We start from the raw sequence: 15,081 nt of genomic DNA, 5'->3' as shown, positions 1-15,081 counted from the left end.
TGATTTATTAAAGAACTTTATGTAAACAAATATAAAGTACCGACCCCTGATAAGAGAACAATAGTTGTTAACAAGCGGGCATTTTTATCAACACTAAAAGGAGAAATTGACACAGTAATTACGCCTGAAATTTGGTATTTATTTCTTTTCAGAAATGAGGATCCTTAAAAGAATGTGTTAATAAATTCAAGAAACTGACTAATACAACATTAAAGTTAAACAGCTTAGTCTTCGTCGGGCAAATAACTGATTTCAACTTTTGCCACCCCTTTTCCGTAAATACCAAGTTCTTTTGCCGCAGCTTCAGAAAGATCTATTTTGAATTTCCGAGAATGCGGGCCCCGATCATTTACTTCAACGTCTACCGATTCGCCGTTTTCAGGATTGGTAACCGTTACTATAGTCCCAAAAGGCAAAGTCATGTGTGCAGCCGTCATTTTGCTTCTGCGGTACCTTGCTCCGCTTGTTGTTTTGCGGCCCTCAAATTTCCTTGCGTAATAGGTTGCGTAAACTGTTTTTGAGATTAATTTAGAAGAGCGATTGGATGTGGTGGCTGCTGAGATGTCAGATACCGGCACTGCGCCTGATCCGTCTGAAAAATCCTGGGTAAAACCCATAAAAGAAATTAGCATACCACATAACAATAAACAATACTTCATATTTACTATAGTTGGTGAACCGACAAACATAAGTAAACTAAATCCTTAAAAACAAAAAATGCCCGATAAGTTATCACCGGGCATACAACGATATTCCTTAAAAGGAATATTATTTCTTATCAGGCACAAAATTCATAGAGATAGAGTTTACACAGTTGCGGGTGTTCTTAGCGGTAAAGCCTTCTCCTAAAAAAACATGGCCCAAATGTGCCTTACAATTTGCACATACAATTTCAGTTCGCATTCCATCAGCATCAGGAATTCTTTCTACAGCACCTTTAATTTCATCGTCAAAACTGGGCCATCCGCAATGCGATTCAAATTTAGATTCCGAACGGTACAGCGGCGCATTACAGCGCTTACAAACATAAGTCCCTTTCTCCTTATTGTTCAACAACTTCCCTGTGCCCGGGTATTCTGTACCCTTACGTACAATCACATCTTCTTCTTCCTTAGTTAATTTATTCCATTCCATAGTATTGGTTGCTTTTTTTATATCCTCTTTTTTAGGCTGCTGGCCACAGGCTGCCAGGTTTAACAACACCAACAGCCCTGCAAGCACAAATGTTTTATCAATCCAGGTTTTCATCCTCGTAGTTTTTATACAATATACGCTCAAAATATGGCTTTGGTTTGTCGAAGCTCAAAAATCGGCATCATTACATTGTAATAAAGCAGTAAAACATATTACATTTGGTTTTTAATTTTTCACAATGTCTATACCCAAAGTTGTTTATCAAACCTTCAAAAATACCAAACTACCCTTTATTAACAGGCTTGCCATTAAATGGTTAAAGTTAAGAAATAAAGACTACATCTATGAGTTTTATGACGATACACGGATCAGGACATTTATTTTAACAGCGTACGGACAGGATGTACTTGACGTATACGACAAACTCAATATTGGCGCAGCCAAGGCCGATTTTTTCAGGTATGCCATTCTTTATAAAAAAGGCGGAGTTTACCTGGACATTGACGCGTATGTGCTGGGCAAACTGGACAATATCATTAAACCCGGTGATGTTGCCGTTATTTCAAGAGAAAAGTTCCCCAATATCTTTGTACAATGGGCACTGATTTACGAACCGGGACACCCCTTTTTAAAAAGGACACTCGATATTGTGATCCAGAACATCCAGCAGAATGCTTATCCCAATAGTGTACACTGGATGACAGGTCCCACAGCTTATTCTAAAGCTATACTGGAATGCATAACAGAGGATCCGGAAATAAAATACCGCATTTTTGGACAGGATTATCAGAAAGCCATCAAGCCCCGCCTCCCTTTTAGTAAACTACTTTATAAGGGATCACAACATTGGAAAAAAATGGAACAGGTCACTATGGTACTAAAAGCAAAAAGCTCCGATGAATAAATCACCAGAGCCTTTACATTATACAAGAAGATCTTTATTATTTCTTTAAAAGGGCCGCCATAGCTGCACCTATTTCTGCAGGACTTTCTACAACATGGATACCACATTCGGCCATAATTTTCATTTTAGCTGCAGCAGTATCCTCAGCACCGCCAACAATAGCACCAGCATGACCCATTCTACGTCCTGCAGGGGCAGTTTGTCCGGCAATAAAGCCAACTACAGGTTTTGTACCGTTTGCTTTGATCCAGCGAGCAGCCTCAGCTTCCATGCCACCACCAATTTCGCCGATCATAATGATCCCTTCCGTTTCCGGATCGTTCATCAATAGCTCAACTGCTTCTTTGGTAGTTGTACCAATAATCGGATCGCCACCAATACCAATTGCAGTGGTAATACCCAACCCGGCTTTTACTACCTGATCTACTGCTTCATAAGTTAAAGTACCTGATTTAGACACTACACCTACTGTACCTTTTTTGAAGATAAAACCTGGCATGATGCCAATTTTAGCTTCATCAGCAGTAATTACACCAGGACAGTTAGGACCAATTAAACGGCAGTCCCTGTCAGAAATATATTCTTTAACCTGAATCATATCCTTTGTAGGAATACCTTCAGTAATACAAACAATAACTTTAATTCCCGCTTCTGCAGCTTCCATAATGGCATCTGCAGCAAAAGCTGGGGGAACAAATATGATAGATACATTTGCGCCGGCTTTATCAACCGCATCCTTTACCGTATTAAATACCGGCTTATCTAAATGAGTTTGTCCGCCTTTGCCCGGTGTTACTCCACCAACAACATTCGTACCGTACTCAATCATTTGCGAAGCATGATAAGTACCCTCATTTCCAGTAAAACCCTGAACAATAACTTTTGAATCTTTATTTACTAAAACACTCATGTATCTCTATTTTTTTGTGCAAAGCTAAGGTAATTGAAATGCAATGTCAAATGCAATCCCAATTTTATTACATTTATTGGGCAATTGCTTTTTCAGTCTGTTTTTATGCACACATTTAGCCACATTAATTCCTAAACTTAACTAAATACTCATTTCTTTGTAAACACAATTACAGCCATACATGAAGCCATTAAAAATCTATTTTAAAATACTGAAAGTGGGAAACGGAAAATTCCTGAAAACCAAAGATGAGGTGAACAACCTGATTGTAGATGTGATTAACCGCAACCCCAGCAAACCAGCAAACCGGCTCCGTGAAATCGCACTCGAAGAATTCCACAGCAATAACGCACAACCAGTACTACAAACCAGCAGCCGCTTCTTTATCAGCAAAGTAACAGACATAGAAGTAATTGTGACTTTTTTACCGGAAGAAAAAGCCATCCAGGAGCAGTTCTATACCCAATGGCGCTATGTCCAGATTTCAGCACCTTACCGTCTGGTACAATACCTTGATGAAAACAAAGTGGTGGTGTATAGTGAAAAGACAAGAGTGCTGCACACCATTAAACTTGAAAAAGACATCACTGTAGTGGTGGTGGAAGATTAAAACTGGATGTCGCTAAACCACTTTTTGTATATGGTATGATAGGTGCCGTTTTCTTTCAGCAACCTTAAGACTTCATTGAACTGAGCTTTAAGCTGTACATCACCTTTTTTCATCGCTATTGCATAAGATGAATCCGTTTTGGGCAGGAACATGCCGATCTTTAACTTTTTATTCTTCTGGAGAAAGCCTCCGGCAATTGGCGAATCATCAACCAGCAGATCAATTTTACCTGAAGCCAGCTTTCGGTACAATTCTTTATTGGTTACAGCATAAACAATATTATTGGCTGGAAACTGCTCTCTCACATATTTTTCAGCTTCAGTAGCCTCCCTTACACCAATGGTCTTGTTTTTAAAGTGATGTAAACTGTTCAAAGTATCCTCCTGCCCCACTACAGCACATAACCTGAAGTGCAGATAGGGATTGCTGAATTCAAGGATATGCTGACGCGAAGCCGTAACGGTTACAGCAGAGCAGATGATATCCAATTCGCCCTTAAATAGTTTTTCGAGTATGGTAGACCACAGTGAAACTTCGTACTCAATGGCCAGTCCGAGATGGTTGGTAATGGCCCCGAGCAGATCAACCTCAAATCCTTGAAAATTTTCTGCATTATAATCGGAATGCATTGGAAATGGTGCTGCCGAATCCAATCCGACCTTTAGTACTTTTTTGTTGACCATACAATAAGGGTTAGCATCGCAAAGTTATCCTTTTTTCCTTATAAAAACAGCGATCGATCAAAGACGGAAGCAAAAAAACTATATGATTTCAAAAAATCAAAGCACAAATAAAAATATCAGTCAAAATTTACTTAAAAAACGCTCACAAAACACCAATACATTAACAAAACCAGAAAAATACCTGCAAAAAATATAAATCACAGCCCTAAGGTTTCATTTTTAAGCCAGAAATATCCGAAACTACCTCTTCTTCTTTATCTTGTTTCCCTTTTTTATTTTTTTTCTTTTTACGGTCAACACCACTCAGCCTTTCTTCCAAAACCTTTTCAAATTCAGGCAACTGATCGCCTTTAAGAATAGTACGGATATTATCGTTTGTTTCGTTCTGAAGTTTATAAAATTTAGTTACATCATCTTCTTTCGAAGTTCCGGCCTGCTGCCTTTTGATCAGATCGAGTTGCTGTTTCGACATGTCAAAAACATAAGTATAGATTACGCTTTTCTGGGTCGGACTTAGTTTCAACCTCTTTTCCAGCTCATCGACATTTTTTGCTGTCATTTCCTGAGCTGTAGGCATTTTATTTTGCTGGCCCATTGCAAGCGTATTCATGCCCAATAGCACTAACGCAATTAAAATATATTTCTTCATGATGATATGCACTCTACCCCCGCAATTTAAAAAATTATCCCCTTATCACGAAAGAAATATCTGTTTCAAAATAATTATCTTTATTGGTTGGGATTAAAATGCATCTTAGATTCCAAACTGAATTATATTTGCGCTCTTTTAATGAGCACAATTTAGGAGAGATAAAACATCATGTTAAGAGAAGAGCGACAAAACTACATATTAAATCAGATCAGCATTTACAGCAAGGTTCATACATCCGACCTTTGTGCAGCGCTTGATGTTTCGTTAGACACAGTGAGACGGGACCTTAGCGATCTGGAAAATGAAGGTAAACTGGTTAAAGTGCACGGAGGTGCAATCTCAAAATCCTTTCATTATCCTTTTCAGCAACCAGCGGTATATGCAAAAGAAAAAAAGAAAGAAATTGCCAGAAAGGCTTTAGAGCTGATCGAGGACGGGATGACCATTCTTGCCGGAGGGGGAACGGTAATGCTTGAACTGGCAAAAATGATCCCTGAAGATTTAAAAGGTACCTTTTTTACGGTTAGCCCCCTGGTTGCACTGGAAGTTACCCAAAGATCAACAGTTAATGTGATCCTGCTGGCGGGCAAACTTTCCAGAAACTCTTACATCTGCATGGGCTCTACTGTAATCAGGCAGTTATCAGAGATCAGGGCAGACCTCTGCTTTTTGGGTACCAATGGAATTTCTATAGAGGAGGGGGTAACAGATATGGACTGGGAAGTGGTACAGGTGAAGCAACAAATGATCCGTTCGGCCAGAAAGACGGCCATTTTAACCATTGCAGAAAAAATCGGCTCTGTACAAAATTTAACGGTCTGCAACTTAAATGCAGTTGATTACCTTATTACAGAGCTTCCAGCAGCCGATCCAAAACTGGAAAAATACCGGCAGCTCTTCAAAGTCAAATAACAAAAAGGGGTTGCTATACCCCTGTAATTCTTTCTTTGTATACCCTTAAAGCCTCTTCCAGACGGTCCTTTGCAGTTTCATCGCCCGGAACATTGTGCGAAGGATGGATATATAGCTTTACTCCTCTTTCTGCCAGTATCTCGGCAACAGTGGTCACCGTCATCCATACACAGGTAATAAAGGCCATTGTAGAAACAGGCCCTACTTTATCCTGGTGGTTTTTAAGCGATACAGAAGCATCGCCGATGGGTGCACAGGAATCGACTACCAGATCGGCTATATCAAATATGTTTTTTCCGCTTGAATGGCGGGTCTGTTTCCCCTTAGCTTCTGCAGCAGAACCAAAAACGATTACCTTCATCCCCTTTTTCTTCGCTTCCAGGGCCACATCTATGTTCACATTATTTATCCCCGAATGCGAAAACAACCACATCGTATCACGGGTATCAAAGTTATAGCCCTTCATGATCTCAATGCCATAACCTTCTACCCTTTCTAAAAAAACAAACTGGTGCACCCCCATCTCTCCGGTAATCCTGGTAAAAAAGGTAAGCGGCAATTCGATCATGGGGTGAAAGCCTACGAAACCTCCTATCCTGGGATACATCTCTTCTATGGGTATGGTCGCATGCCCACATCCAAAAGTATGAACCCAACGGCCGGCTTCAATGGAATCGGCCATGATCTCTGCTGCTTTGCGGATATTGTCCATTTGTGTTTCTTCAATTTGGGTCATAATTGCACGTGCATTATTGAGCCATTCTTTTGCTAGCATAATATTTATTTTTAAATTTTAAGATGTTTTACTTTTGTGGCGCCCCAATACCAGCATTCCCAATGTGGTCATCAGCACCAGTTCTGCAAGAGCTACATAAATCAGGTAATGAATTCCATAAGCATTGGCAGCTATGCCCATAAGGTAATTGACAAGCATATTTCCAAATAAAGCCATAACCAGTACCAGGCTAAAAGCCGTTGCCGAAAGGTCGGCATAACGCGTAGCCACAATACCCAGCATTACCGGAAAACCTGCTGCCAGTCCACCGCCAACAAGCACGAGACCTGTAACAGCCCTAAGGTAAACTGAGGTATTCAATAAGGCAATTCCGGCCAGCAGCAACACAAAGGAAATAGCAAGTATTGCTTTTACACTCAGATTTCTGAGTACGCTGCCCATGAGCAGGCGCATAACCGTCATACCCACCACAAATAAAGAAAGGGCATACAGGGCCATGCTTTGGGAAGCCCCAACTTGTTTAATCAGGTAAGCAGTGGTCCAGTTGTTGACAATGGCTTCAAAACTGCACTGACAAAACAGAAAAAGTGCAACAATGATCAGCACACGGTCTTTTAATAAGGACAGGCTACGCCTGATGGGGAAACCATTGATATGTTTAGGCAGCGGAAAGGTAATAAAGGCAAAAACTGCCGCTGCCAGAAAAGCAAGGAAACCAACACTTGCTACAATGTGCCGGGTAGAAACTGTATTTTCCAGAAAACCCAGGATAAAAGGCATGCCCAGGGCACCAATTCCAAAAAACACACCAATCAGACTAAGGTTAGCACCTTTATCTTTTGTACTGATATCTGCGACTACTGCATTGGTAGCCCCATTAATTGCTCCACCACCTAAACCAAACAGGAAAATACAGACCTTGAGCAATAAAAAGGAAGCGGAAAATGCAATCCCCTCAAAACCTATGCCGATCAGCAAAGCCGAAAAAGCCAGTAAATACTTATAGCCGTACTTATCACAAAAAGGGCCAAACAACAGGGAACCGGTGAGCACACCAAAAGGAAGTATAGAAAACAGGGTGCCTGAAGCAATCTGGTCGAGGTTAAACCTGCTGGTCAGCATGGGGGCAACCGAACCGAGCGTGATAAGTGTAATGCCAAACAACAGCATACCAAAACAGGCGGAGAGAAAGACGGTCTTTTTATTGAACATTGTTTTTGGCGTTAAATTCCCTGAAAGTTTTTAAGGCAGCATAACCTGCACCGTATATACCTGCATCTGCTCCTAATGCCGACCCTTCCAAGACAAACAAACCGGCACTTATAGGCTGGCCCCATCTTTTTGCCTCTTCATAAATAGCAGGTATAAAAGCGCTTGCCGGGCCAAATACCCCGCCGCCTATAATGATCTTTTCCGGATTGAACAGACTGACCAGATTGGCTACTGCCATTCCCCAGTATTCAATACAATGTTTAAAAACCTGGATTGCGATTTCGTCTTCTGCCATAAAAGCGGCAAACACCTTTTGTGTAGTAAGTTCGCCAGGATCCTTCATGCGTAAGCCTCCTTTATACGCTGGCTTTGTATGAAGCAGCTCCCTTGTCAGCCTTACAATACCTTCTCCGGAAGTATAATATTCAAAATGCCCGTGGTTTTTATATTTTTCATGATAAGGAGGCCTCAAAGCCAGCCAGCCTATGGCACCGGCAATGTCATTTGCACCGCGCAAAATTTGGCCGCCTGCCATTATTCCTGCGCCTATCCCGGTGCCTACCGACAAATAAATAGCATCCTTGCAGCCTTTTGCAGCCCCCTGCCATACCTCTCCTAAAATATAACAGCTCCTGTCGCTCTCAATAGTTACAGGAATCTGTCCGCTAACGGTCTCGATTTCCTGTAAAAGCGGATAAGCTTCCCATCCGGAGATGTTCGGTGCCCAAACCGTGCTGTTTTTAACATTACTGATACCTGGAATGGAAACCGCAATAGCTGCAATTTCATCAGCCTGCCGGTCGGCAAGAGCAATCTGGTCAGCAACCAGATCTACAATCAGCTTTCCAACCTGTTTACCTTGTCTCCCACTTAAAAGTACAGTATCCTTACTGGTCACATTGCCATCTGCTGTAAATGTAGCCAGGGCTAATTTTGTTCCTCCAAGATCAATTGCTAATAATCTCATAATGCTGCTGCTTACCTTATAAATATAAATACATTATTTTATAAAGCAGCATAAAACAGCAAATATTTATTTGATAGCCGCACAAAACAGCAAAAAGACAATGCAAGGCAAACATTAAGCCTCAAAAAACAATAACATTTTATAAATAATATTAACTTAGCTTAAAGTTTGCGTTAAGTATATGTTAAAAAAAGAGCGTCATACCCAAATCATTAAACAGATAAATTTACACAACAAGGTGTTGTCTTCTCATCTTAGCGTGGAGCTTAAAGTATCTGAAGACACGATCCGTCGCGATCTGTCTGAACTGGCAGCTCAGGGACAGGTCATCAAAACCCATGGCGGGGCATTGTCAATTTCCTACCATTTCCCCAAACAGGAAGCCCGGGTCTATGCCAGGGAAGCCAAGCAGGAAATTGCAAAAAAAGCGGTTTCATTACTCAGGAATGGCATCATCGTACTCACAGAAGGAGGCACGACAATGATGGAAATGGTAAAGCTCATTCCCAAGACGCTTGAAGCCACCTTCTTCACCATTAGTCCCTCTATCTCTCTGGAGCTTGCTGAATACCCTTTACTGACTGTAGTGCTGATTGGCGGACAGCTGGACATGTCGGCACAGATCTGCATCGGTGAAAAACCGGTCACTGAGCTCAATGACATCAATGTTGACCTCTGCTTTCTGGGAGCAAATGCGATTGATGCAAATGAAGGTCTAACCGAGATAGACTGGCGGGTTGCCCAGGTAAAAAAAGCAATGATCAAATCTGCTGCCAAACTGGTAGTGCTGACCATTTCCGAGAAGCTGAATTCCACACATAAAATGCGGGTATGCGACAGCAAAAAAATCCATCACCTGATTACAGAATTAGATCCTGAAGATGAACAGCTGGAAGGATACCGTAACAACATCATCATGTTATAGTTACTCTTTTTTGATGCTGTAACGAAGCGATACCAGGCCGGTTTCATAAGTTTTGCTTTCCAGCAGCGTTAATTGCGTACGGGTATCCTGCGTACGGAATAAGGGTTTACCGTTACCAAGGAGTATAGGATGCACCGACATCCATAACTCATCTACCAATCCTTCTTTCATTAAGGCATCGGTAAGCGAGGCACCACCAAATAACCATATATCTTTCCCTGGTTGCGCCTTAATCCTTCCTGCTTCGGCAATACTATCCCCAGCTATAAGCTCAGCACCTTCTTTTACCGATTTCAGCGTATTAGAAAATACATACTCTACCATTGCCGGCATACCCGGCACCAACTCCCCATTGTTGCTATCCGCATATTGCTGAGCCATTTCGTAGCTTTTACGGCCAATAAAGATAGCATCTATACGGGTAAAAAACGCTTTCAAACCATAGTCCTGGTCTGTAAAACACCAGTCAAATTCTCCGTTAGGCCCTTCAATATAGCCATCCAATGTTACAGCTAATCCTAATATTATTTTACGCATATCGTTAATGTTTTAAACATCAAAATTGCATAGTTTCAATGATCAAAAATTGTACAAAACGGACATTAGTACAGTATGTACTGCGAATTCGCCACCTCAGCCGGTGTATGGCCAGTATAGGTTCTATAATCGCGGTTAAAATGTGCCTGGTCGTAATATCCACTTTCGTAAGCAACTTCAGTAAGTGAGTGCTCAGGATATTTTTTCAAATGATCCAATGACCGGATAAACCTGCATACACGCAAATATTCTTTCGGCGATAAGCCTACACAATGCTGAAACTTTCGTGAAAGATGCCGTTGGCTGAGGCCTGTATCATTCGCGAGCATGCTTACAGACATTAGTCCACCCGAAAGCTGTGCCCGGCTCAGGCAATAGGCCACATGCACATCGTGTTTGTCCAGAACTAACTGTTGCAACAAATATTTTTGCACTATCTCTACACGTTCATCATCATTAAGGCTGCCTGCCAGCCTGTCCTCTATTTCTGTAGCCATTTCATGCCATATATCGTATAAGGCCAGGGTAGTATCAGTTAACAGATTCATCGGAACCTGAAAGAAGCTGCATGCCATTCCCGGATAAAAACATATCGCAAGGCAACCAGCTCCCTTACGCATCTGCACGTCTGTATGACGGCTCATGCGAAAGGTAATGATGCTCCGCTTATGCAATTTGTTGTCAATAATTGCTACCGGTGAACTCGTATAATTCACAAAAAGTTCAACACAGGTATCGGGCAGCACCCTAATATGTTGTGTATCTGCCTCTTCGTCACATTCCATAGCACATATCAGCTTTATATAGGGCTGCAGAGCGGGAACAATATCATATAATTGTATACGCATACGCTACATCTTTGCAACAAAGCTAAGTATAATGATAAAATGAAAGAAATTTACAGGTTTTGTCTGGCCCAGGCAATCATCAGCTCATTTTTGTCCGACCGCCATGCTTTCTTATAAAGGTCTTTTACAATATCCAGCCATTTTATTTTCCTGTGTTCTGCATCGCCCACATCTGCCGTTCCGCCATTGGCGAGATACATTTCCCTGGTGGTACTGATGATGCGGCCGTACCTTCCGGTCTGCGCCTTTAAATCTTTGTTTTCAATCCTTAAATAAAAATCCAGCTGCGCGGGGGTACAGGTTTTATCTCTCGGGAACATGGTACTGTCGGCCACATAAACCGTTACCCCATCTTTAAAAATGTATGGCTCCTGAAAATTACGGGTATACTGGTCTTCATAAACCACCCCCTTTACCGGAAATTGGGCACCCGATTGTCCACGTATGGTTTCAAATACCTTATTGATGTATTTTGCTTCCACACTTTTCTTAACTTCCCAGCAGGTGGTCATGATCCAGGTGGCCAGCTTTTCTGCCGAAGGGTTCAGCAGATATACCTTACCTGTTTTGGGCTGCCCCGTATACAGGTCTTTCCCTGTTTTATAGGCATACAGTTTTACAGGCAAACCTTCCCAGCCTGGCAAGGTATCCGTTTCAGCAATAAGGGTCTGGGCCATATAAGCATGGTCCAACAGGTTTTTACATTTTGCAACCAATGCGGGAAGGCTGTCTTTTAAGTAAGCTGCCGGAATACCGGCGGGTTCTTGTTTCAGCAATTCGTCAATCCGCACAAACTGGTAGCCCTTGCTTTTTAAAGCAGGGATCAGCCGGGGCAACCTGGAATAAAATTTATCCTTCCTTCTGGGGTCTGTTCCTATGTGTACCAATAAAATAAAACCATTTAACCCGTTCTTGTCTTTCTGTTCGTAATTGAGAATAGATTGCTGCACCGTTTCACTGTTGATATATTTAGCCCCCATTTCCGGATAGGTATAATCGGCATTGGAACGGGTACCCGGTGTAAAATTAACCAGATGAAGGTCCAAGCTCCTGGTCCAGGAAGCAATGGTATCGTTATACCACTCATAAGGTGGTAAAAAATAAGGGGCCTGATTTTTCTCAATCCCAAACTTCTTCAATTCCAGATATCCGGCTGCAATATCCTTTTCAAATTGTGCCTTTGTGACCAGCAGGCTGTCCCTTTTGCCCCAGTCGCAATACAGCAGGTGCCTGTCCGAATGTGAGCCCAGGTAATTCCCATCCTGTTTCAGTTGTGCAATCACCTTTTTAAAATCTTTGTTGCGGTAAAAATTACCTGTCAAAAAGAAAGAGCCATGTACCTGTTCCTGTTTTAAAGCATTTGCAATAAATGCAGCCCCATCACCAAACTCATCACCTGTAAATACCAGGGCCAGTTTTTTTGAACTCGTATCTCCTCTGATGATGGCACCATGAGATTCGGGAAAGGTAATGTTGTGTCTGGCTTCACTGGCTTTGCCGGCCAGCAGGTATACCAGCGAAGCGGTGCCATCCATGGTAGGCTCATTGGTACTGTAATCGCCTTTGTCGTCGTGGTAAACCACCAGGTCTGACTGAAATTCGGCGTAGGCATCAGGCTTGCTCAATGTCAGTCCGCGCAGGTGCTTAAAAATACTCCCGTATACCGGGCCATCTACCAGCCCCCCGTCCAGGGGATAATGATACAGATAGGATAAGGAAGAATGCGGATCTCCAGGGGTATCTCCCATGGCCGGCATCCCATATACCATACATTTTCCCCATGGGTTACAGCCAAAAAGCCAATCAACACAAGCCTGTTCCAGCTCGGCATACTGTTCATCTCCACTCAGTTTTCTATACAATGCACATTGAATGGCAAAAGAGGTAGTTAAATTATTGGAACACCAGATGAAAGGCACACCGCGGTAAAAAGCATTTTGCTTTGCCTTGCCCAGCACCTTTTCAATTCCCTGCCGGTAATAACCGATCAATGCCGCCTTTGTTTTTCCATCGGTAGCAGCAGCCAGCTCTGCATGCCCGAAATTGTGAAACGGGTACCATTGGTAGTGTCTTGCCGTATCGGCACCCATCCAGGGCGTAACCTGTTCTGCTAAACTGTATTGGAGCGATTGCTTAAGGTAGTGCTGCCCACCGGTTAACCTGTACAAAGCAGCCGATGCAAGCTCCATATCATCCACCCAATTGTCTTCTTCATAAAAATAAGGCTCCCGGTTTGGGGCTGTCTGGCTTACACCGGGCCTGGCCAAACCAAGGCTATAGGCCGACAATGATTTTTCCCGGAACAGCTTGGCCAGGCCCGGATCAGTTTTTTGATAGACTGAAGCCGCCAAAGCGAAGGCACTTGAAAACTTACCAGCTGTAGAGGCCAGGCCCGTTGAGCGGTTTTTATATTTGCCCAATCCCTGTGGTTCTCCATTGGCAAAATACACCACCCTTGCATTTCCCTGGCCCATGCCATAATCAACCAGGTCTTTATTGGGCAGCCGCATACCTGCATGGTCACGGTCGTCTGCCAGCTGGTTAAACATCCAGTTCTTTTTAGGATGCATTTTTAAAAGCCAGTTCAGTCCCCACTTTGCTTCATCCAATACATCAGCAGTGCCATTGCTCCCTTCAAGGCCGTTGGCCTGGTGCCGGTCGGAAAATACTTCCGGGAAATCCCGGTAAGCCGCAAGCAAATGATAAGTAGCATTTGCCGAAGTGGTTACATACTGCAGATAATCCGTTGCATCGTGCCAGCCACCCGATACATCTATATGTGTACTGTCCCGCATAGGTCCATACATCGTAAAACCATCTTTAGTATGGCAGGAATCTTTTAAAAAGGGGTTAAAGCCACTGCGCTGCTGCCGCATGTACCTGAGGCTAAAATCTGCTGTTCCTTCATAAATGTTATCCGCCAGCCGGAAGACAGGGGATCTAACCTCGCCACATTGGATATAATAATGACCAGGTTTGGTAAAAGCACTAAAATTCAGACGATAAGATTGGTTAAAAGGACCATAAGCTCCGTAGGCTGCACTTGTTTTACCCCTAAAAACCAGGGCCGATGTTTTGGCTTCCAATACCTGGAAAGTTTCTGCTGCTGTACCTTGCTTACCTACCCATACGGCTACTTTAATTCCTTTGGGCAAATACCCAAGCTGATTGATCCTGATCCAGGCTCCGCTGCTTTCCGCAGCCTGAGAAGTATAGAGCAGAAAGCAGAAAGAAAAAAATAAGCTCATTTTGCGGATGTACATCACCATATATTTGTGCATAATTTATTAAATAACCATTCTTTCTGACCAACTACCGGACAACTACTTATAAGAAAAACATCCTAAAAGCTGAACTAAATTAATTAAATAATTTAAATATCGCAAAAAAACGCAATCAGACCCGTAAATTAACTAAAAAAAGCTGCAAAACATCCAAACCATAAATTAAACAACGCATAAAACAGCAAAACCAGTATCTTCAACTAAATTAAGATTACACATACAAACTTGATATGAAGGCCAAATTCCCGTATTTTAGCTGAAATTTTAACATTGAACAATCAATTTCTGGCTGAACAACTGTCAAAAGCAGCCTGAAGACAATTAAACAATATTATACGATAGCAGTAAAAGATGAAAGTAGATTTAAAGAGAGTAAACGATGCGGTACATTTTGAAGCTTCAGCCCCATCGTCAACTGTAAAAGTTCAAATAGATGGTTCACCGGAAATTGGCGGGCTTGGTTTGGGTGTAAGGCCAATGGAAATGGTACTGATGGCACTGGCTTCCTGCAGCTCGCTCGACCTGGTTAACATTCTCAAAAAACAGAAACAGGACATCCGGGATTTTTCCGTGTCAGTAGAAGGCGAACGCCGGGAACAGATCCCAACCATCTTTACTAAAATCCATATGATTTTTACCCTTACAGGGGATATTCACAGGGAAAAGGCAGAACGTGCAGCAGAACTGGCCGTAAAGAAATATTGTTCGGTACACGATATGCTGGTAGCAGGAGGTGTTGAGATCACTTATTCGATAAGTATTTAATC

The 15,081-nt window shown here is 42.3% G+C and carries 16 protein-coding genes; 5 read left to right on the top strand and 11 right to left on the bottom strand.

Annotation, left to right across the window (positions count from 1 at the left end; genetic code table 11):
- Window positions 1-224: 224 nt before the first annotated feature.
- Window positions 225-632 carry a septal ring lytic transglycosylase RlpA family protein gene (locus PHEP_RS03445; protein ID WP_012780857.1) on the bottom strand — a complete coding sequence of 136 codons (408 nt, stop codon included), beginning with the start codon at window positions 630-632 and terminating at the stop codon, window positions 225-227.
- 136 nt (window positions 633-768) lie between these two features.
- A complete protein-coding gene (locus PHEP_RS03440; protein ID WP_012780856.1) occupies window positions 769-1,248 on the bottom strand; it encodes a methionine-R-sulfoxide reductase in 480 nt (159 codons plus the stop codon).
- Between the two features lie 124 nt (window positions 1,249-1,372).
- Here PHEP_RS03440 and PHEP_RS03435 point away from each other — a divergent pair, with 124 nt between their 5' ends.
- The gene (locus PHEP_RS03435) at window positions 1,373-2,038 is read left to right on the top strand and encodes a glycosyltransferase family 32 protein (protein ID WP_012780855.1); all 666 of its coding nucleotides are present in this window, start codon (window positions 1,373-1,375) and stop codon (window positions 2,036-2,038) included.
- 37 nt (window positions 2,039-2,075) lie between these two features.
- Here PHEP_RS03435 and sucD read toward each other — a convergent pair whose 3' ends face one another.
- Window positions 2,076-2,948, bottom strand: a complete 873-nt coding sequence (sucD, locus tag PHEP_RS03430; protein ID WP_012780854.1) for a succinate--CoA ligase subunit alpha — start codon at window positions 2,946-2,948, stop codon at window positions 2,076-2,078.
- A 181-nt stretch (window positions 2,949-3,129) separates the two neighbouring features.
- Here sucD and PHEP_RS03425 point away from each other — a divergent pair, with 181 nt between their 5' ends.
- Window positions 3,130-3,558 carry a hypothetical protein gene (locus PHEP_RS03425; RefSeq protein WP_012780853.1) on the top strand — a complete coding sequence of 143 codons (429 nt, stop codon included), beginning with the start codon at window positions 3,130-3,132 and terminating at the stop codon, window positions 3,556-3,558.
- Here the strand turns inward: PHEP_RS03425 and PHEP_RS03420 are convergent.
- The gene (locus tag PHEP_RS03420) at window positions 3,555-4,241 is read right to left on the bottom strand and encodes a substrate-binding periplasmic protein (protein WP_012780852.1); all 687 of its coding nucleotides are present in this window, start codon (window positions 4,239-4,241) and stop codon (window positions 3,555-3,557) included. The two genes, PHEP_RS03425 and PHEP_RS03420, sit on opposite strands and share 4 nt — an antisense overlap.
- A 205-nt stretch (window positions 4,242-4,446) precedes the next feature.
- The gene (locus tag PHEP_RS03415; RefSeq protein ID WP_012780851.1) at window positions 4,447-4,890 is read right to left on the bottom strand and encodes a hypothetical protein; all 444 of its coding nucleotides are present in this window, start codon (window positions 4,888-4,890) and stop codon (window positions 4,447-4,449) included.
- 171 nt (window positions 4,891-5,061) lie between these two features.
- On the opposite strand from PHEP_RS03415, the gene PHEP_RS03410 reads away from it, so the two are divergent.
- Window positions 5,062-5,805, top strand: coding sequence for a DeoR/GlpR family DNA-binding transcription regulator (locus PHEP_RS03410; RefSeq protein WP_012780850.1), 744 nt, complete (start codon window positions 5,062-5,064; stop codon window positions 5,803-5,805).
- A 13-nt stretch (window positions 5,806-5,818) separates the two neighbouring features.
- Here the strand turns inward: PHEP_RS03410 and PHEP_RS03405 are convergent, their stop codons facing one another.
- Genes PHEP_RS03405 through PHEP_RS03395 form a run of 3 tightly spaced genes read right to left on the bottom strand, consistent with a single transcriptional unit; the run spans window position 5,819 to window position 8,720 of the window.
- The gene (locus PHEP_RS03405; RefSeq protein ID WP_012780849.1) at window positions 5,819-6,580 is read right to left on the bottom strand and encodes a sugar isomerase domain-containing protein; all 762 of its coding nucleotides are present in this window, start codon (window positions 6,578-6,580) and stop codon (window positions 5,819-5,821) included.
- 18 nt (window positions 6,581-6,598) lie between these two features.
- The gene (locus PHEP_RS03400; protein WP_012780848.1) at window positions 6,599-7,753 is read right to left on the bottom strand and encodes an MFS transporter; all 1,155 of its coding nucleotides are present in this window, start codon (window positions 7,751-7,753) and stop codon (window positions 6,599-6,601) included.
- Window positions 7,743-8,720 carry an ROK family protein gene (locus tag PHEP_RS03395; protein ID WP_012780847.1) on the bottom strand — a complete coding sequence of 326 codons (978 nt, stop codon included), beginning with the start codon at window positions 8,718-8,720 and terminating at the stop codon, window positions 7,743-7,745. The genes PHEP_RS03400 and PHEP_RS03395 overlap by 11 nt, the downstream gene beginning before the upstream one ends.
- Before the next feature lie 181 nt (window positions 8,721-8,901).
- On the opposite strand from PHEP_RS03395, the gene PHEP_RS03390 reads away from it, so the two are divergent.
- The gene (locus tag PHEP_RS03390) at window positions 8,902-9,645 is read left to right on the top strand and encodes a DeoR/GlpR family DNA-binding transcription regulator (protein WP_012780846.1); all 744 of its coding nucleotides are present in this window, start codon (window positions 8,902-8,904) and stop codon (window positions 9,643-9,645) included.
- On the opposite strand, the gene PHEP_RS03385 is transcribed toward PHEP_RS03390, so the two are convergent.
- The 3 genes from PHEP_RS03385 to PHEP_RS03375 form a co-directional block, all read right to left on the bottom strand.
- Window positions 9,646-10,182 (bottom strand): dihydrofolate reductase family protein, encoded by a 537-nt coding sequence (locus PHEP_RS03385; RefSeq protein ID WP_012780845.1) that lies wholly within the window; start codon window positions 10,180-10,182, stop codon window positions 9,646-9,648. It lies immediately after the preceding gene.
- A gap of 65 nt (window positions 10,183-10,247) precedes the next feature.
- Window positions 10,248-11,030, bottom strand: coding sequence for an AraC family transcriptional regulator (locus PHEP_RS03380; RefSeq protein ID WP_012780844.1), 783 nt, complete (start codon window positions 11,028-11,030; stop codon window positions 10,248-10,250).
- Between the two features lie 50 nt (window positions 11,031-11,080).
- Window positions 11,081-14,311: a bifunctional glycoside hydrolase family 9 protein/polysaccharide deacetylase gene (locus PHEP_RS03375; RefSeq protein WP_012780843.1), complete on the bottom strand. Its 3,231-nt coding sequence runs from the start codon at window positions 14,309-14,311 to the stop codon at window positions 11,081-11,083.
- A 354-nt stretch (window positions 14,312-14,665) separates the two neighbouring features.
- Here PHEP_RS03375 and PHEP_RS03370 point away from each other — a divergent pair, with 354 nt between their 5' ends.
- Complete coding sequence (locus PHEP_RS03370) at window positions 14,666-15,079, top strand: OsmC family protein (RefSeq protein WP_012780842.1); 414 nt, start codon at window positions 14,666-14,668, stop codon at window positions 15,077-15,079.
- Window positions 15,080-15,081 lie beyond the last annotated feature (2 nt).

The organism is Pedobacter heparinus DSM 2366, from assembly GCF_000023825.1.
In the GTDB taxonomy this organism is placed as follows: domain Bacteria; phylum Bacteroidota; class Bacteroidia; order Sphingobacteriales; family Sphingobacteriaceae; genus Pedobacter; species Pedobacter heparinus.
This window is presented reverse-complemented; position numbering and strand designations above follow the sequence as displayed.